We start from the raw sequence: 17,691 nt of genomic DNA on the forward strand, positions 1-17,691 counted from the left end.
CGATGGCCTACGTCGAATACGACCCAGAGACCGGGGAACCGGTTCGCGGTTCCGACGGGCGGGTGCGCCGCGTCCCGTCCGGTCAGCCCGGGTTGCTGATCAGTCCGGTGACGCGGCTGGCGCCCTTCGACGGCTACACCGACGCCGCGGCGAGCGAGAAGAAGTTGGTGCGCAACGCCTTCAAGGACGGCGACGTCTGGTTCAACACCGGTGACGTGATGAACCCGCAGGGCATGGGCCACGCCGCGTTCACCGACCGGCTCGGCGACACTTTCCGGTGGAAAGGTGAGAACGTCGCCACCACGCAGGTCGAGGCGGCCCTTGCCGCCGACCGCAGCATCGAGGAGTGCGCGGTGTTCGGCGTGGAGATCCCCGACACCGGCGGGCGGGCCGGCATGGCGGCGATCAAACTGCGCGACGGCGCGAAGTTCGACGGCAAGGTGCTGGCGGACACCCTCTACCGCATCCTGCCGCCCTACGCCGTCCCGCTGTTCGTGCGGATCGTCACGTCGCTGGAGACCACCAGCACGTTCAAGAGTCGCAAGGTGGAACTGCGCAACCAGGCCTACGGAGCCCCCGCGGCGGCGATCAGCGACCCGCTGTACGTGCTGGCCGGCCGCGAGGAGGGTTACGTCGCGTTCTACGACGGCTACCCAGGCGAGGTGGCGGCCGGGAGGTGTCCAAGGGGCTGAGGGACGAAGCCCCGCCGGAGCGCCGACCCATCAGCCGGGAGGTGTCCAAGGGGCTGAGGGACGAAGCCCCGCCGGAGCGCCGACCCATCAGCCGGGAGGTGTCCAAGGGGCTGACGCCCAAATGTGCGGCCTCCGTAGGTGCGCGGGCTGTTTTGCATGGATAGCCCACACTCTTGGCAAAGGTGGTGATGGATACTGTCGGCGTGAGCGCGACCTTCTGCGGCAAGTCGGTGGCAGGCGACCGCGCCCTGATCATGGCGATCGTCAACCGCACCCCGGACTCGTTCTACGATCGCGGCGCCACCTTCACCGACGAGGCGGCCATGCAAGCCGTGCACCGGGTCGTCGCCGAGGGCGCCGACGTCATCGACATCGGCGGAGTCAAGGCCGGCCCCGGCACCGTCGTCGACGCCGAGGAGGAGAGCCGACGGGTGGTGCCGTTCATCGAATGGGTTCGCGCCTCCTACCCGCAGCAGTGCATCAGCGTCGACACCTGGCGGGCGTCGGTGGCCAAACAGGCCTGCGCGGTCGGCGCCGACATCATCAACGACACCTGGGCCGGCCACGACCCGGAGTTGCCCGAGGTTGCCGCGGAATTCGGCGCCGGACTGGTCTGCTCGCACACCGGCGGGGCGGTGCCCCGGACGCGGCCGTTCCGGGTGAACTACGGCACCTCGGTGACCGGGGTGGTCGACGCGGTGATCGCCGAGGTCACCGCGGCCGCCGAACACGCCGCCAAGGTCGGGGTGCGCCGGGACGGGATCCTGATCGACCCGACTCATGATTTCGGCAAGAACACCTTCCACGGACTCGCCCTGTTGCGGCATGTGAAAGATCTCGTTAACACCGGGTGGCCGGTGCTGATGGCACTGAGCAACAAGGACTTCATCGGCGAGACTCTGGGCGTGGAACTGACCGAACGCCTCGAGGGGACACTGGCCGCGACCGCACTGGCCGCGGCCGACGGGGCGCGGATGTTCCGGGTGCACGAGGTGGGTCCCACCCGCCGCGTGCTGGAGATGGTCGCCTCGATCAAAGGTGGGCGCCCCCCGGCCCGGACGGTACGGGGGCTGGCATGACCGGGATCGTCACACCCGCGGACTGGCTGGCCGACCACAGTTGGCAGCGACCGCCCTGGACGGTGGCCGAACTGCAAGCCGCCAAGCGGGGGCGCACCATTTCGGTGGTCCTGCCCGCTCTGAACGAGGCCGCGACCGTCGGTGCCGTCATCGACACGATCACCCCGATGCTGGGCGGCCTCGTGGACGAACTGATCGTGCTGGACTCCGGGTCCACCGACGACACCGAAGCCCGCGCGGTGGCCGCCGGCGCCCGGGTGGTGCGCCGCGAGGACGTGCTGCCCGAGATCCCGCCGCAGCCCGGAAAGGGTGAGGTGCTGTGGCGCTCGCTGGCGGCGACCACCGGCGACATCATCGTGTTCATCGACTCCGACCTGATCGACCCGGACCCGATGTTCGTGCCACGGCTGGTTGGTCCGCTGCTGACCCGGGACGGGATCCACCTGGTCCGCGGTTTCTACCGGCGTCCGCTGAGACTCGGCGCCGCTGAGCAAGCCACCGGTGGCGGGCGTGTCACCGAATTGGTTGCCCGGCCGTTGCTGGCGGCGCTGCGGCCAGAACTCGGCTGGGTGTCGCAGCCGCTGGGCGGAGAGTACGCCGGAAGCCGCGAACTGCTGACCGCGGTGCCATTCGCCCCGGGCTACGGGGTGGAGATCGGCATCCTGATCGACACCTACGACCGCTTCGGGCTTGGCGCCATCGCCCAGGTCAACCTGGGAGTCCGCACCCACCGCAACCGACCGCTGAGTGAACTGGGACCGATGAGCCGGCAGATCATCGCCACACTGCTCACCCGATGCGGGATCGCGGACTCCGGAGTCGGGCTCACTCAATTCTTCCCCGGCGAGGCAATCCACGACGGCCCGGCGATGGTTCCCCGGACATCGGTGGTCTCGCTGGCCGACCGGCCACCGATGAACACCCTGCGCTGACGGCCCCCCAGTCCTGCCCGCACCCGGCTGAGGCAGGATCGGGCGTGTGACGCTGATCCTGATGTACCTCGTAGTGCTGATCTTGGTGGCCACCGTTTTGTTCGGGATAGCCAGTTTCCTGTTCGGCCGTGGCGAACAACTGCCGCCGCTGCCGCGGGCCACCACCGCGACCGTTCTCCCGGCCTGCGGGGTCACCGGCCGCGACGTTGAGGCTGTGAAGTTCACCCAGGTGCTGCGCGGTTACAAGACCAGCGAAGTGGACTGGGTGCTCGACCGGCTGGGAGCCGAACTGGACCAACTGCGTGCCGAACTGGCCGTGGCCCGGGCCGCCACGGGATGGACCGAACCCGCCCGCCCGCCGGACCGGTGAGCGGGGTCGACGGCAGGATTCGATGCCCCTGGGCGACGGCCGGGCTCCTCGCGGACTACCACGACGACGAATGGGGCCGGCCGTTGCGCGGGCGCACCGAATTGTTCGAGCGGATGACGCTGGAGGCCTTTCAGAGCGGCCTGTCCTGGCTGACCATCTTGCGGAAACGGGATGATTTCCGGCGCGCGTTCGCCGGATTCGACATCGAGACGGTGGCGGGGTTTTCCAACCGCGACGTGGAACGGCTGCTCGCCGACCCCGGCATCGTCCGCAACCGGGCCAAGATCGAGGCCGCGATCACCAACGCCCGGGTGGCGGCCGACCTGGACGCCGACCTGTCCGACCTGCTGTGGTCTTACGCGCCTGCGCCGCGGCGAAGGCCTGCCAGCAGCGCCGACGTAACCGCCCAGTCGCCGGAGTCGGCCGCGCTGGCGCGTGATCTCAAACGGTTGGGCTTCCGTTTTGTCGGCCCGACCACTGCTTACGCGTTGATGCAAGCCACCGGGATGGTCGACGATCACCTGCGCGACTGCTGGGTCCCGTCCCTGGGCGATCAGTCCCGCTGCGAGGAGGGACGGCCTCGGCGAAGGCGTTGACCACCGGGCCATTTTCGCTCTCTGCCTGCCGATAGGGAACAATGGTAACCATTAGGATTAACCAGACCGGTACCGGCGACGGCGCCGGCGGGTTTGCTCGATCTGGAGGGAGCACTCGATGGCGGCGATGAAGCCCCGGACCGGCGACGGTCCGCTTGAAGCGACCAAAGAGGGGCGGGGCATCGTGATGCGGGTACCACTGGAGGGCGGTGGCCGACTGGTAGTCGAGTTAACTCCGGAAGAGGCCGCAGCTCTCGGTGATGAGCTCAAAGGCGTCACCAGCTAACAGCCCGTTCGCAGGAAACCCCGTGCCTGGCGCACGGGGTTTCCTGCTGCCGGTGGGAGTTCGGCGCTACCGGGTGGTTCGGCTTTACTGGGCGCGGGTGTGCAGGCCACCGAACTCGTGGCCCAACTTCCCCTCCCGAAGACGGCTGGGGCAGGTTAGGTTTACATCCATGAGGGAGTTGCCGCACGTGTTGGGCATCGTTCTGGCCGGCGGTGAGGGCAAGCGGCTTTACCCGCTGACAGCGGACCGCGCCAAGCCAGCCGTCCCGTTCGGCGGTGCCTACCGGCTCATCGACTTTGTGCTGTCCAACCTGGTCAACGCCCGCTACCTACGCATTTGCGTTCTGACCCAATACAAATCGCACTCCCTGGACCGGCACATCTCGCAGAATTGGCGGCTGAGCGGCCTGGCCGGGGAGTACATCACCCCGGTTCCGGCCCAGCAGCGTCTGGGGCCGCGGTGGTACACCGGTTCGGCCGATGCGATCTATCAGTCGCTGAACCTCATCTACGACGAGGATCCCGACTACATCGTGGTGTTCGGCGCCGACCACGTCTACCGGATGGATCCCGAGCAGATGGTCAAGTTCCACATCGAAAGCGGTGCCGGCGCCACGGTGGCCGGAATCCGGGTGCCGCGCGCCGAAGCCAGCGCGTTCGGATGCATCGACGCCGACGAATCGGGGCGGATCCGCAATTTCGTGGAGAAACCAGCCGACCCCCCCGCCGCTCCGGACAACCCGGATCAGACTTTCGTGTCGATGGGCAACTACATCTTCACCACCAAGATTCTCATCGACGCCATCCGCGCCGACGCCGACGACGACACCTCCGACCACGACATGGGCGGCAACATCATTCCCAATCTCGTCGCCGACGGGATGGCTGCGGTCTACGACTTCAGCGACAACGAGGTGCCCGGCGCGACCGAACGCGACCACGGCTACTGGCGCGACGTCGGCACACTGGACGCCTTCTACGACGCCCACATGGATCTGGTTTCGGTGCACCCGGTGTTCAACCTGTACAACAAGCGCTGGCCGATCCGCGGTGAGTCCGAGAACCTGGCGCCGGCGAAGTTCGTCAATGGTGGCTCGGCGCAGGAGTCGGTGGTCGGGGCGGGCAGCATCATCTCGGCGGCCTCGGTGAGCAATTCGGTGCTGTCGAGCAATGTCGTGGTCGATGACGGCGCGATCGTCGAGGGCAGCGTGCTGATGCCGGGCGTCCGGGTGGGGCGCGGCGCGGTGGTCCGCCGGGCGATCCTGGACAAGAACGTCGTCGTCGGGCCCGGCGAGATGGTCGGGGTGGACCTCGAGAAGGACCGCGAACGCTTCGCGATCAGCGCCGGCGGGGTGGTCGCGGTCGGTAAGGGCGTCTGGATTTAGCCGATCACGGCAGGGCGCGCCGTCGGCGCCGTCGGCGCAACAGCCAGACCGCGGCCCAGATCAAGGCGATCAGGACGATCAGCACCAGGGCGGGTATCAGTATCGCGATCAACGTCAGACCCACGCTGGTGAGGTCCTCGACGGTCGACAGCACCGGCGCCGCCACGCCGGCGGTGGCCACATTGGCCGCCGGTCGCACCGCGGTCTTGGTCAGATGCACCACCAGCGCGGTCACCACCCCGATCAGAACCGGCACCCACTGACCGGCCCGGGCGAACTCGCCGGGGTCGGTGACCGCGGCGGTCTGCGCGGCGGTGCCGGTTCCGAACACGATGCCGCCGGCGGTGGGCCGCACCAGGGTCTGCACCGTGTCGTTGACCGAATCCAGCGCCGGGATCTTGTCGGCGACGATCTCCACGGCCAACAGCACCGCGACGATGGTCAGCACCCAGCCGTTCTCCAGCCAGGACCAGCCCGTCGGCAGGTTGATCACACCGGTGAATCGGCCCAGCAGGCCCAACAGCAGCATCGGAATGTAGGCGTTCAAACCGGCGGCGGTGGCCAGACCGAACCCGGTCAGCAGTTCCATCAGTCGCACACCGCGATCAGGATTCCATCGGCAAGCGGGACCAGCACCGGGGTGAAACGCTCGTCCTCGGCGATCATCCGGGCGGCCTCACGTACCGCGACCACATCGCTGTCGTGGGCCTCCGGATCACCGGCCCGGCCGTCGAGCGCCGCGTGGTGCATCACGATGAGGCCACCGGGCCGCAGCAGTCGCACCGCCTCGGCCACGAAGTGCGGCTGGTCGACCGGGGCGGCGTCGATGAACACCAGGTCGTAGGACGCATCGGCCAGTCGGGTCAGAACTTCCCGCGCGCGCCCGGCGATCAGCCGCGTTCTGCCCGGCCCGACACCCGCCTCGGTGAAGGCCTGTTTGGCCAGGCGCTGATGCTCGGGCTCGATGTCGATGGTGGTCAGCACACCGTCATCGCGCATCCCGGACAGCAGCCACAGGCCGCTGACGCCCGCCCCGGTACCGACCTCCACAACAGCCCGACCGCCGGAGAGTCGGGTCAACAGGCCCAGCAGCGCACCGGCCGCGGGGGTGATCGCCCCGGCACCGACGTCCATCGCACGTTCTCGGGCGGCGGCGACGATCTCGTCCTCGGAGATCGAACCCTCGGCGTGGGCAAGTACCCGCTCGGCCCGGCTCGGTGCCGGTTCGTCTGCCCGGCTCGGTGGCGGTTCGTCGGTAGCGGACATTCTCAGCAGCGTAGATGAACCACGTCGCCAAATGGGCCGACGCGCCCGTTGCCGCGGCGTCTGGCCGACACGCCGATGAGCTAATCTAATGAAATTGCTAAGAAATGACCGATCGCTGACATCGGCGCTGTTAAAAGCCAGTTGCGCGAAGATTTCTCAGTCAACGCTTACTTTGCCCACATAGCTCCCTCACCGCAGTCGGGAAAGCTGACGCCCATGAAAAGCCTCAGCGGCTGGGCGGGGAATACTCCCGTGGGAGTCGACGTTGTGAGTCCTGACGCGTTCGTTGGTGCGGCATCCGTTGACGCAGCGCCAACAGCGCACGATATCCAGGAGGATCCGACGAACGCCACCTTGACGGCCCCGATCACCATGTCGCACGTCACCCCAACCGGGGAAGCCGACTGGGTGGAGCCGTCCGACGAGTTGCAGGGCACCGCAGTGTTCGACGCCACCGGCGACCGGGGAGCCATGCCGTCCTGGGACGAATTGGTGCGCCAGCACGCCGACCGGGTCTACCGGCTGGCCTACCGGCTTTCCGGCAATCAACACGACGCCGAGGACTTGACCCAGGAAACCTTCATCCGGGTGTTCCGCTCCGTGCAGGACTATCAACCCGGCACCTTCGAGGGCTGGCTGCACCGCATCACCACGAACCTGTTCCTCGACTTGGTTCGTCGCCGCAGCCGGATCCGCATGGAAGCGCTGCCGGAGGACTACGACCGGGTACCGGCCGGCGAGCCCAACCCCGAGCAGATCTTCCACGATTCGCGACTCGGCCCGGACCTGCAGGCTGCCCTGGATTCGCTGCCACCGGAGTTTCGCGCCGCCGTAGTCCTGTGCGACATCGAAGGTCTGTCCTACGAGGAGATCGGGGCCACGCTCGGAGTCAAACTGGGCACCGTGCGCAGCCGGATCCACCGCGGCCGCCAGGCGCTGCGGGACTATCTGGCCGCCCACGGCCGCACCGACTCCGAATTGGCCTGACGCGCCACGGCAAACCCGTCACGCCATGTCATCTCGTCGTCTTCGCGCTACATTCGAGCTAGGCGTCTCCCGCCGTTATCGGGCGGACGTGCGCGGCAGCTGGAAGGGAGTGCACTCGATGGTCGATCCGGGGCATGTTTTCCGTCGGGCGCTGTCCTGGTTGCCGCCGCACTTCGTCTCGGTCGACGAGGCCGCACTGGAGGCCCCCCGGCGGTTCAGTTCCATCGACCACCTCTCGGCCGAAGCGGTGGCCGCCTACGTCGACGGCGAGCTCCCGATGAAGGCCCACCTGCGGGCCAGCAGCCATCTGTCGGCGTGCCCGCAGTGCCGTGCCGAAGTGGAGGCCCAGGGGCAGGCCCGCGAGGCCCTGCGGGACTGCCGGCCGGTGACCATGCCCAGCACCCTGATGGGGCTGTTGTCCCAGATCCCACAGTCCACGCCCGACGAGCCTGCCCCTCCGGCCGGCGACGACGACGGGACCGGCGCGACCCGTGGCCGGCGTAGACGCCGGTAGGGTGAAGGCCAACATCGAGCAGTGCAGACCAGAACTGACGCCCCCCTGCTCCCGGCGTCGATAGAGGGTTCGGATAGAGGTTGATGTGAGCTCCGAGAAAGACAGTGCCGGCGGTGCGCCCCGGTTGGCGCCCCGGCCCGTTTCACGGCCACCGGTGGACCCGGAGGCGGTCCGTACCTTCGGTCGCCCGGACGGGGTGGACGGTTCGTTCGTCGCCGAGAAGCTGCGGCCGGCCCGGTACCGGGACTCCCAGGAGTACACGGCCAGCGCCACGCGGACGGATCCGGTTCTGCAGGAGGCGTTCAGCCGCCCCTATCCGGGAACCGAATCGTTGCAGCGGCATCCGGCCGACGCCGGTGCCCTCGACGCCCGGGACCTGCAGGCCGAACAGCCCGATGATCCCTGGCGCGACCCGGCCGCCGGTGTCGCCTTGGGCACCCCGGCGCTGGAACGGTCGGCTCCGGTCGTCGTCGGGCCGCCGCCGGGCAAGCTCGGCGTTCGCGATGTGCTCTTCGGCGGCCGGGTGTCCTACGTCGCACTGGCCGTCCTCGGCATCACCGCCCTGCTGATCGGGCTGGTGGGAGGCTGGGTCGGACGCAAGACCGCCGAGGTGGTCGAGGCATTCACCACCTCCAAGGTGACGCTGTCGACCTCTGACACCGGTGAGGTGCCGGCCGGCCGGTTCGCTCAGGTCGCCGCGTCCGTCGCCGATTCGGTGGTGACCATCGAAACCGAGAGCGACGAGACGGGCTCGCAGGGCTCCGGCGTCGTCGTCGACGGTCGCGGCTACATCGTCACCAACAACCACGTCATCTCCGAGGCCGCCGCCACCCCCGGCAAGTTCAAGATGACCGTGGTGTTCAACGACGGCAAAGAGGTGCCGGCAAACCTGGTCGGCCGCGATCCCAAGACCGACCTGGCCGTGCTCAAGGTCGACAACGTCGACAACCTCACGGTGGCCCGGCTGGGTGACTCGGAGAAGCTGACGGTGGGCGAAGAGGTGGTCGCGGTCGGCGCACCACTGGGCTTGCGCAGCACCGTGACGCACGGCATCATCAGCGCGCTCGACCGTCCGGTGCCGCTGTCCGGCGACGGATCCGACACCGACACCGTCATCGACGGTGTGCAGACCGACGCTTCGATCAACCACGGCAACTCCGGTGGGCCGCTGATCAACATGAACTCAGAGGTCATCGGTATCAACACCGCCGGAAAGTCGTTGTCCGACAGCGCAAGTGGCCTGGGTTTCGCGATTCCGGTCAACGAGGTCAAGGCCACCGCCGAGGCCCTGATCAAGGACGGCAAGATCGCCCACCCGACGCTCGGATTGACCGCCTCGTCGGTGAGCAACGACCTGGCCTCCGGGGCGCAGGTCCGCAATGTGACCGCCGGCGGGCCCGCAGACAAGGCGGGCATCAAGGAGAACGACGTGGTGGTCAAGGTCGGGGACCGGACCGTGGCCGACGCCGACGAGTTCGTCGTGGCGGTTCGCCAGCTGGCCATCGGCCAGGACGCCCCGATCGAGGTGATCCGGGAGGGTCGCAAGGTCACGGTGACGGTGAATCCGGCGCCGGACAAGCCTTCGGCTAGCTAACCGCCGTGTTCGCCAACATCGGGTGGGGCGAGATGTTCCTGCTTGTGGTGGTGGGTCTGGTGGTGCTGGGGCCGGAACGGTTGCCGGAGGCCATCCGCTGGAGCGCCACCACGATCCGCAAGGCGCGCGAATACCTCAGCGGCGCCACCCGGGAACTGCGGGACGAGTTCGGCTCGGAATTCGACGACCTGCGCCAGCCGATCGACGAACTGCAGAAGCTCCGCGGGATGACGCCCAAGGCGGCGATCACCAAACACCTGCTCGACGGCGACGACTCGTGGATCACCGGCGAGTTCGACAGCCCACGAAGCGACCGGGAGGTCAAACCGCAGAGCGCACCGGTGCCCCCACCGGGTCCGGCGCCCTTCGACGCCGACGCCACCTAGGCCGCTAGCGGCCCGCCGGATCCAGGCCGAGCGACATTCCGGCCAATCCGCGCCGACGCGACGCCAACTTGTCCGCGACGCTGCGTAGCGCCTGAGCTGCCGCTGAATCCGGCGTCGAAAGTACCAGCGGGACACCGGAATCCCCCGCGGTCACCAATGCCGGATCCAGTGGGATCTGGCCCAACAGTGGCACGTCGGCCCCCACCGCACGGGTGAGGTTCTCAGCCACCTGGCGGCCACCGCCCTCGCCGAAGATCTGCATGGTCGAACCGTCCGGCAACACCAGACCGGACATGTTCTCCACCACGCCGACGATGCGTTGACGGGTCTGCAGGGCGATGGCGCCGGCGCGCTCCGCCACTTCGGCGGCCGCGGTCTGCGGAGTGGTGACCACCAGGATCTCGGCGCTAGGCAACAGTTGGGCCACCGAGATGGCCACATCCCCGGTGCCGGGCGGCAAGTCCAACAGCAGCACGTCCAGGTCCCCCCAGTACACGTCGGCGAGGAACTGTTGCAACGCCCGGTGCAGCATCGGCCCGCGCCACACCACCGGGACGTTGCCGTGGGTGAACTGGGCGATTGAGATGACCTTCACGTCGTGCGCGATCGGGGGGAGAATCATCGACTCGACTTGGGTCGGACGATCGTCGGTGCCCATCATCCGGGGTACCGAGTGGCCGTAGATATCGGCGTCGAGCAGGCCGACCGACAGCCCGCGAGCGGCGAGCGCGGCGGCGAGATTGACTGTCACACTGGACTTCCCGACGCCACCTTTACCCGACGCCACCGCGTAGACACGGGTCAGCGAACCGGGCTGGGCGAACGGGATCACCGACTCACCGGAGAGCCCCTGGTCGCCACGCAGTTGCTTGCGCAACTCGGTGCGCTGCTCATCGCTCATCACGTCGAGGTCGACGGTCACCGCAGCGGTGCCGGGCACGTCGGCCACGACGGTACGGACCCGCTCGCTGATCTCGGATTTCTTGGGGCAGGCCGCGGTGGTCAGGTAGATCCCGACATGGGTGGCGCCGTCGGGTTCGACCGCGACGCTCTTGACCATGTTCAGTTCGGTGATCGGCCGCCTCAGCTCCGGGTCGATGACTTTGGCCAGGGCCGCGCGGACGGCGTTCTCCAGTTCGGTGCTCATCGCTGCCGAGTCTAGGTCGCCGCGACGCGGTGGCCGCGCGGCGGGTTCTAGGCGGGTGGTCCGGGAGGTGCACCCGGGGCCGGAGGGCCCGGCGGCGGGGGCGGAAGCAGCAGCGGCGGCGTCTGCGGTCCGGGCGGCGGCGGAACCTCGGCGGCCGGCGCGGGCGGCATGCCGGGCAGCGGAGCTGCCGGGGCCGGGGGCATGCCGGGCAGCACACCCGCCGGAGCCGGGGGCAGGCCGGGCAGCGGGACCTCAGCCGTGGCCGGCATGCCGGGCAGTGGGGCGCCCGCCGGTGCCGGACCGGGCAGCGGGCCGCCGGCGGGGGCCGGACCCGGAAGGGGGGCACCCGGAAGTGGCGCCATACCGGGCATCGGTGCACCGAGCGGCTGGGGCATCCACGGCGGCGGAGCCATCCACGGCGGCAGGTTGGAGGTCGCGGTCTGCGACGGCGCCAGTTGCGAAGCCATGCAGATCACCTCGCAGCCGTGTTCGGGCGCTACAGCGTTGGCCGGGCCGGGAGTATGGCCGGCCCGCAACTGGCCGGCCTCAGCGCTGTTGCCCAGCGCCAGTTGGGCCAGCGGGTCTCCGCCGGGGAGGCCATTTAGTCCGGGGCCGAGGCCGCCCGGTCTCTCCAGGTGGGTGTCGCCAAGGGCCGGGACGGGGCCGGTGATCGGCGGCAGGTTCAACGGGGCGACGCCGGTGGCATAGGCCGCCGCCCAGCCCAGCACGTTCTGGGCGTAGGCCATCGAGTTGTTGTAGCGCAGGATCGCCGTCAGGACCTGGGCTTGGTTACGCAGGTTCAACCCGTCGCTGCAGAGGTAACGCGCTGCGGACAGGCTGGCGTCGAACAGGTTCTGCGGGTCGGACTTGCCGTCGCCGTCTCCGTCGGAAGCGAACCGCGACCAGGTTCCGGGCAGGAACTGCATGGGCCCCATTGCACGGGCGTAGACCGCCCGGCCGCCCAGGTTGCTTTGCACGATGATCTCGTTGCCAGGCAGGCTTCCGTCCAGCACGGGCCCGTAGATCGGGCGTACCGCGGTGCCACGGTCATCAGTGGCCCCGCCGTTGGCGTGCGAGGACTCGATCCGCCCGATGCCGGCGAGCAGATTCCAACTCACCCCGCAACCCGGGGCGGCCACGGCCATGGTCTGCTCGGCTTTGCGGTAGGCGGACAGCGCCATCGCGGGGATCCGCAAGCCACCGGAGCCGATGCCGCCGATGCCCAGCACCGCAGCGGGCGGCGGCGGCCCCAGGGCCGCCGACCCGAAGCGAAGGTCACCGGGCGTCTTAGCCATCGCCACCACGGAAACACCCTCGGAACGCTGCTCCAAAGAGGGGTCGACCAGGCCGGCGTCATCGGTCTGGACTGTGACATCCGGTCTGTTCGGTGATGCGGCTACCGCGCCGGACAGCACAACCGGCGTCAGCACGACGATTCCGAACGCAGGAGATCGCACGACCCGGCTCACCCCGCGCCTTAACCCCACTCGTCCGCCCTCACCAATTCCGGTCGAATCCTGTAAACGAAGTCACCATACATAAGGTAGTGACGGCGGCGAAACGTATTCCCTCAGGAGTCGTCAGCCGCGGCCACCGCGCCGCGCACCGCCGGACCTACTCTCGCCGCCGCCATCGCTGCCGCCTGATGCCTGCACCGGCATGTCGGCCTGGGCCCGACCGGCCTGGCGGCCGAGGCTCTCGGGCACCGCGGGCGGCTCGGGGGGCGGCAGCTGCAGTTCGGGAAGTTGCGGCTCGGGAACCTGCGGTGCCGGCGGCAGCGGCGCCGGGGCGGGCGGTGGCGGTGCGCTGAATGCCTCTGTCGGCTCGGCCCGGGGCCGGTCTCCTTGCAGAGCCAGCTGCGGCGCGACTGCCGAACCGACAGCCGCTTGACCCGGTGCGGCGACCGGCGCCACGGCGGCGTCAGCAATCGGTACCTCCACCATCGGAGCAGGCTCCGGTGGCACGACAACCACCGGCGGTACGGCGGACAGCGCCGGCACCGGATTTTCGGCAGCCGGTGCTGGCAGCAGATATCCGGCCTGCGTGGCGCCAGCCAGCGCCCAGAAGGAGCCGGGCAGGTACGGGAGGACCGGCACCGGGCCGTAGATCGGTGGCAGGTTCAGCGGGCTGGTGCCCGTGGAGTAGGCCGCCGCCCAGCCCAGCACGTTCGCGGCGAACGCCATCGAGTCGTTGTAGCGCAGGAGGGCCTTCAGCGCCTGAGACTGGTTGCGGAAGTTCATCCCACTGCTGCACAGGTGCTTGGCAGTTGCCAGGGTCGCGTCGAAGGGGTTCTTCGAATCCGACTTCCCATCGCTGTCGCCGTCGGAGGCGAATCGCGACCAGGTCGCCGAAATGAACTTGGCGGGCGCCGTCGGGCGGGCGTAGACCGAGCGCACCGCGGTGGCGCCCCCGCCGACCGCCGCCGCCTCGATCCGGCCGATCCCAGCCAGCAGGTTCCAGCTGATTCCGCAACCGGGGGCCGCGGTGGCCATGGTCTGTTCGGCCTTGCGGTAGGCCGACATCGCCTTGGCCGGAATCCGAAGGCCGGCAGCGGGTTCGGCCAGCGGGCGGGGGGCGACGGCCTGCGGTGCCGGCGCCGGCGCAGGTGCTGCGGCAACGGGCATAGCCACGGAGTGCCGTTCCGGGGAGGCGGCCACCGCCCCGGCCAGTAGGACCGGCGTCAAGATCGCCATCCCGAACGCGGGCGCTCGCATCGCTCCGCTTACCTTGCGTCGTCCCACTTGTTGATCCTCGCTATCTTCCCCACCGCACGGTCCTTGTGACCCACCTCACCCTACCGGCCTCAGCTACGTCGGCGAAGGCCAATCGCCGGAGTCGTCCGGCTTTGCCTTGCCCTTCTTTGCGCGGCGGTCGCCGACGTTCTTCTTGGCCGACTCGGGTTTGGTGGGTTGCAGGTTTTCGACCAGTTCGCGCAATTCCTCGAGTTCGCGGCGCAGATAGTCGCGGGTGGCCACCTCCCCGACCGCCAGCCGCAGCGCCGCAAGTTCGCGCGCCAGAAACTCGGTGTCGGCCTTGGTTTGTTGGGCGCGCCGCCGGTCCTCTTCGAGGGCCACCTTGTCGCGGTTCTCCTGCCGGTTCTGGGCGAGCAGGATCAGCGGCGCGGCGTAGGCCGCCTGGGTGGAGAACGCCAGGTTGAGCAAAATGAACGGGTAGGGATCCCAGCGCAGCGTCACGGCGAACAGATTCAGGCAGATCCAGACGATCACGATGACCGTCTGCCACAGCAAATAGCGACCCGTTCCCAGGAAGCGGGCCACCGATTCGCTGACCCGGCCGACGGCCTCCGGGTCCAGGTTCAGCGACGGCCGCCGCGAGGTGAGCGGGGTGTCCAGGCGTTGGCGGGCATCGCTCATGTCGGATTACCGATCGCCGTCCCGATGGGTGCAGCGCCGGCCTCTTCGAAGCTCTCCCGCCAGTCATCCGGCAACAGGTGGTCGAGGACGTCATCGACGGTCACCGCGCCCAGCAGATGGCCCTCGTCGTCGAGCACCGGCCCGCAGAGCAGGTTGTAGGCGGCGAAGTAACGGGTCACCGCGCCCAGCGTGGTGTCCGGATCCAAACGCGGCAGATCTGCGTCGACGATGCCGCTGACCAGGTTGGCCGGCGGTTCGCGCAGCAGCGCCTGCAGGTGCACGCACCCCAGGTAGCGCCCGGTCGGGGTGGCAGTGGGCGGGCGCACCACGAACACCAGCGACGCCAGCGCCGGGGTCAGGTCGGGGTCTCGGACCCGGGCCAGCGCCTCGGCCACCGTGGTGTCCGGGGCCAACACCACCGGGTCAGAGGTCATCAGGCCGCCTGCGGTGTCGGGGGAGTGGCTCAGCAGCCGGCGCACCGATTCGGAGTCCTCCGGGTCCATCCGGCGCAGCAGCACCTCGGCCTCGGTCGGGTTCATCACCCCGAGCAGGTCGGCGGCGTCGTCGGGGTCCATCGCCTCCAGAACGTCGGCGGCCCGTTCGGTGTCGAGTTGGCGCAACAGGGCACTCTGGTCGTCCTCGGAGAGCTCCTGCAGGACATCAGCCAGCCGTTCGTCGTCGAGGGCATTGATCAACTCGGTCCGCCGTTTGGCGGGAAGGTCGCGCAGCGCGTCGGCCACCACGATGGGACGCTGCCCCTCGAACTGGTGCAGCAACTGCGTCACCCCCTGGTCGGGCATCGCCAGTCCAGACGGGGTGAGGCCTTGCACGGTCTGCCAGTCGACCACCACGACCGCCCCGCGCCGGCCGAGCCGCCGCTGGCTGCGCACCGCGACCCGGGTGACCACCCAGTCACGGGTGCGGGTCTGCTCGATACCCAGGTCGACAACGACGACGTCGACCCCGGCCAGCTGTTCTTGTTCGGGATCGTTGACCCGGACCCGGGTGTCGAGCACCTGCCCGAGTACCAGAACTTCGCCGGGCCGCTGCACGAAACGGCGCAGCGACATGTTCCCGGTGGTCAACGTGACGGCGTCGGGCTCGATCGCGGTGACGCGCAGGATCGGAACGAAAATTCTTCGGCGGGTGGGTAATTCGACGACCAGGCCTAAGACCCGCGGCTGCTGGCGGACGAAGCTGATGCTGATGACGACGTCGCGCACCCGGCCCAGGGACTCGCCGTCGGGTCCCAGCACGACCATTCCCGCCAGTCGCGCCGCATATACCCTGTTCACCGACGCCATGAATACGAGGGTAGGAGTCTGCGGGTGCACCACGCTGATCGACCCGCCTATCGCCCGCGCCGAACCTGCCTTTCAGTTCCCGGCAGCAACCCCAGGATGGTCGAGAAGGCCAAAGGACTCCCCGCCGACGAGGTTTTCCTGGATCTGGAAGATGCTGTCGCCCCGGACGCCAAAGCCGCCGCCCGCACCCAGGTCGCCGCCGCCCTGGCCGGGACTGGTTGGGCGGGGCAGTTACGGGGTGTTCGGGTCAACGACTGGACGACCCCGTGGACTCACCGCGACGTCATCGACGTGGTGTCGGCCGCCGGTGAGCACCTCGACGTCATCGTCCTGCCGAAGGTGGCAGACGCCTCGCACGTGCACGCCCTGGACCTGCTGCTCACCCAACTGGAGCGCACTCACGGCCTGCCGGTCGGCCGGATTCGGATCGACGCCCAGATCGAGGATGCCGCGGGCCTGACCAACATCAACGCCATCGCCGCCGCGCCGCGGGTCGCCGCACTGGTCCTCGGGCCGGCAGATCTGATGGCCAGCCTCAACACCCGCACCCTGGTCGTCGGCGAGCAACCCGAGGGATACGACGTCGGTGACGCCTACCACCACGTGCTGATGACGATCCTGATCGCCGCCCGCGCGCACGGCGTCGCCGCCGTCGACGGGCCGTATCTGAAGGTGCGCGACGTCGAGGCGTTCCGGCGGGTGGCCGGACGTTCGGCCGCACTGGGGTACGACGGCAAATGGGTGCTGCATCCCGACCAGATCGACTCCGGCAATGAGATTTTCAGTCCGCGTCAAGACGAGTACGACCGTGCCGAACTGATCCTGGAGGCCTATGAGTGGCACACCTCCAGTGCCGGCGGGGCACGCGGCGCGGTCATGCTCGGCGAAGAGATGATCGATGAGGCCAGCCGAAAGATGGCGCTGGTGGTGGCAGCCAAGGGCCGTGCCGCCGGGATGACCCGGACGGTGCCGCCGTTCGTCGCGCCGGTCGACTAGCCCCAGGCGAAGCTTATGCCGACCATCCAGATCAGCAGGGTGACGATGCCGATGACGATGCCGGCGATGGCCAGTCCGTAGCCGGACTGCCTGGTTCGTTTGATCTGGTTCATTCCCACCGCCCCGGCGACGATGCCGGCGATGGAGAACAGAAACCCGCAAAAAGGTGCCAGTCCGAGGATTGAGCAGACCAGCGCGGTGATAGCCAGGGAGTTGGTGCCGGTCTGCGGCGGCGCCGGATAGCCGGGGTAGCCGGGGTAGCCGGGGTAGCCGGGGTAACCCATCGGGCCGGGCGGGTATCCGGGGCCGTAGGCCGGGGGATAGCCCGGCGGCGGGGGATAGGGGCCGGGGTAGCCCGATCCCCGCTCGCCTCCCTGCCCGCCCGGGAACACCTGCGGCGGAAAACCGGGCGGCATAGATCCCGGCGGCGCAGATCCGGGCGGCGGCGGCAGGCCGGGGGATGCCGGGCCGACGGCGGCCGGTCCCCAGGCCGGACTGGGGGGCAGTCCGTATGCGGGATCCGGCGAGGTTCTGTAGGCGGGGTACACCGGTGTTTCGTAGGCGGGGTATGCCGGTGTTTCGTAGGCGGGGTATACCGGTGTTTCGTAGGCGGGGTACACCGGCGGTGCCGGTCCGCCGGCCGGTTCGCCGGCTGGAACGTCATAGCCGCCGTGGGTCGGTGTCTGCTCAATCGGGGGTGCCTCGTAGCCGCGACTTTCGACCTCGCTGGGCGGCCTTTCGCCGGGGTCGCCGCTGGCGGCTGTCATGCTGTCAACCTAGCGTA

General features: G+C 69.0%; 20 protein-coding genes. 12 read left to right on the plus strand and 8 right to left on the minus strand.

Going from position 1 to position 17,691, the window contains the following annotated elements:
- The 7 genes from ADBZ5N_RS02630 to glgC form a co-directional block, all read left to right on the plus strand.
- A partial coding sequence (locus ADBZ5N_RS02630; RefSeq protein WP_526255936.1) for an AMP-binding enzyme occupies nt 1-692 on the plus strand: 692 nt, incomplete at its 5' end.
- A 188-nt stretch (nt 693-880) separates the two neighbouring features.
- Nucleotides 881-1,771: a dihydropteroate synthase gene (gene folP, locus ADBZ5N_RS02635; RefSeq protein WP_526255937.1), complete on the plus strand. Its 891-nt coding sequence runs from the start codon at nt 881-883 to the stop codon at nt 1,769-1,771.
- On the plus strand, nt 1,768-2,703 hold the full coding sequence (locus ADBZ5N_RS02640; RefSeq protein WP_526255938.1) for a glucosyl-3-phosphoglycerate synthase: 936 nt from the start codon (nt 1,768-1,770) through the stop codon (nt 2,701-2,703). Before folP ends, ADBZ5N_RS02640 begins: the two co-directional genes overlap by 4 nt.
- Nucleotides 2,704-2,749: 46 nt before the next feature.
- Nucleotides 2,750-3,073: a DivIVA domain-containing protein gene (locus ADBZ5N_RS02645; protein WP_526255939.1), complete on the plus strand. Its 324-nt coding sequence runs from the start codon at nt 2,750-2,752 to the stop codon at nt 3,071-3,073.
- Nucleotides 3,070-3,669, plus strand: coding sequence for a DNA-3-methyladenine glycosylase I (locus ADBZ5N_RS02650; RefSeq protein ID WP_526255982.1), 600 nt, complete (start codon nt 3,070-3,072; stop codon nt 3,667-3,669). The genes ADBZ5N_RS02645 and ADBZ5N_RS02650 overlap by 4 nt, the downstream gene beginning before the upstream one ends.
- Nucleotides 3,670-3,787: 118 nt before the next feature.
- Nucleotides 3,788-3,955 carry a DUF3117 domain-containing protein gene (locus ADBZ5N_RS02655; protein WP_003931055.1) on the plus strand — a complete coding sequence of 56 codons (168 nt, stop codon included), beginning with the start codon at nt 3,788-3,790 and terminating at the stop codon, nt 3,953-3,955.
- Between the two features lie 169 nt (nt 3,956-4,124).
- Nucleotides 4,125-5,339, plus strand: a complete 1,215-nt coding sequence (gene glgC / locus ADBZ5N_RS02660) for a glucose-1-phosphate adenylyltransferase (protein WP_526255940.1) — start codon at nt 4,125-4,127, stop codon at nt 5,337-5,339.
- Between the two features lie 4 nt (nt 5,340-5,343).
- Here the strand turns inward: glgC and ADBZ5N_RS02665 are convergent, their stop codons facing one another.
- The gene (locus ADBZ5N_RS02665; protein WP_526255941.1) at nt 5,344-5,928 is read right to left on the minus strand and encodes a DUF4126 family protein; all 585 of its coding nucleotides are present in this window, start codon (nt 5,926-5,928) and stop codon (nt 5,344-5,346) included.
- Complete coding sequence (locus tag ADBZ5N_RS02670; RefSeq protein ID WP_526255942.1) at nt 5,928-6,605, minus strand: O-methyltransferase; 678 nt, start codon at nt 6,603-6,605, stop codon at nt 5,928-5,930. The genes ADBZ5N_RS02665 and ADBZ5N_RS02670 overlap by 1 nt, the downstream gene beginning before the upstream one ends.
- A gap of 216 nt (nt 6,606-6,821) precedes the next feature.
- Here ADBZ5N_RS02670 and sigE point away from each other — a divergent pair, with 216 nt between their 5' ends.
- The 4 genes from sigE to tatB all read left to right on the plus strand — a co-directional run bounded on the left by sigE (nt 6,822) and on the right by tatB (nt 10,086).
- Nucleotides 6,822-7,592: an RNA polymerase sigma factor SigE gene (gene sigE, locus ADBZ5N_RS02675; RefSeq protein ID WP_526255943.1), complete on the plus strand. Its 771-nt coding sequence runs from the start codon at nt 6,822-6,824 to the stop codon at nt 7,590-7,592.
- Between the two features lie 118 nt (nt 7,593-7,710).
- On the plus strand, nt 7,711-8,106 hold the full coding sequence (gene rseA / locus ADBZ5N_RS02680; protein ID WP_526255944.1) for an anti-sigma E factor RseA: 396 nt from the start codon (nt 7,711-7,713) through the stop codon (nt 8,104-8,106).
- A gap of 85 nt (nt 8,107-8,191) precedes the next feature.
- Entirely contained in the window at nt 8,192-9,700 is a 1,509-nt protein-coding gene (htrA, locus tag ADBZ5N_RS02685) for a serine protease HtrA (protein WP_526255945.1), read from the plus strand.
- A 5-nt stretch (nt 9,701-9,705) separates the two neighbouring features.
- Nucleotides 9,706-10,086 carry a Sec-independent protein translocase protein TatB gene (tatB, locus tag ADBZ5N_RS02690; protein ID WP_526255946.1) on the plus strand — a complete coding sequence of 127 codons (381 nt, stop codon included), beginning with the start codon at nt 9,706-9,708 and terminating at the stop codon, nt 10,084-10,086.
- Between the two features lie 4 nt (nt 10,087-10,090).
- On the opposite strand, the gene ADBZ5N_RS02695 is transcribed toward tatB, so the two are convergent.
- From ADBZ5N_RS02695 to ADBZ5N_RS02715, 5 genes are all read right to left on the minus strand, one after another.
- Nucleotides 10,091-11,233 (minus strand): P-loop NTPase, encoded by a 1,143-nt coding sequence (locus ADBZ5N_RS02695; protein ID WP_526255947.1) that lies wholly within the window; start codon nt 11,231-11,233, stop codon nt 10,091-10,093.
- A gap of 47 nt (nt 11,234-11,280) precedes the next feature.
- Nucleotides 11,281-12,690: a lytic transglycosylase domain-containing protein gene (locus tag ADBZ5N_RS02700; RefSeq protein ID WP_526255948.1), complete on the minus strand. Its 1,410-nt coding sequence runs from the start codon at nt 12,688-12,690 to the stop codon at nt 11,281-11,283.
- A gap of 123 nt (nt 12,691-12,813) precedes the next feature.
- The gene (locus tag ADBZ5N_RS02705) at nt 12,814-13,947 is read right to left on the minus strand and encodes a lysozyme family protein (RefSeq protein WP_526255949.1); all 1,134 of its coding nucleotides are present in this window, start codon (nt 13,945-13,947) and stop codon (nt 12,814-12,816) included.
- Nucleotides 13,948-14,040: 93 nt separating this feature from the next.
- Nucleotides 14,041-14,607, minus strand: a complete 567-nt coding sequence (locus ADBZ5N_RS02710) for a DUF1003 domain-containing protein (protein ID WP_526255950.1) — start codon at nt 14,605-14,607, stop codon at nt 14,041-14,043.
- Nucleotides 14,604-15,911 carry a magnesium transporter MgtE N-terminal domain-containing protein gene (locus ADBZ5N_RS02715; RefSeq protein ID WP_526255951.1) on the minus strand — a complete coding sequence of 436 codons (1,308 nt, stop codon included), beginning with the start codon at nt 15,909-15,911 and terminating at the stop codon, nt 14,604-14,606. The genes ADBZ5N_RS02710 and ADBZ5N_RS02715 overlap by 4 nt, the downstream gene beginning before the upstream one ends.
- A gap of 24 nt (nt 15,912-15,935) precedes the next feature.
- Here ADBZ5N_RS02715 and ADBZ5N_RS02720 point away from each other — a divergent pair, with 24 nt between their 5' ends.
- Nucleotides 15,936-16,907: an HpcH/HpaI aldolase/citrate lyase family protein gene (locus ADBZ5N_RS02720; RefSeq protein ID WP_526255952.1), complete on the plus strand. Its 972-nt coding sequence runs from the start codon at nt 15,936-15,938 to the stop codon at nt 16,905-16,907.
- Here the strand turns inward: ADBZ5N_RS02720 and ADBZ5N_RS02725 are convergent.
- Nucleotides 16,904-17,674: a DUF4190 domain-containing protein gene (locus ADBZ5N_RS02725; protein ID WP_526255953.1), complete on the minus strand. Its 771-nt coding sequence runs from the start codon at nt 17,672-17,674 to the stop codon at nt 16,904-16,906. The genes ADBZ5N_RS02720 and ADBZ5N_RS02725 overlap by 4 nt on opposite strands.
- Nucleotides 17,675-17,691: the final 17 nt, after the last annotated feature.

The sequence above is a fragment of the Mycobacterium sp. genome, from assembly GCF_044370595.1.
Taxonomy (GTDB): Bacteria; Actinomycetota; Actinomycetes; order Mycobacteriales; family Mycobacteriaceae; genus Mycobacterium.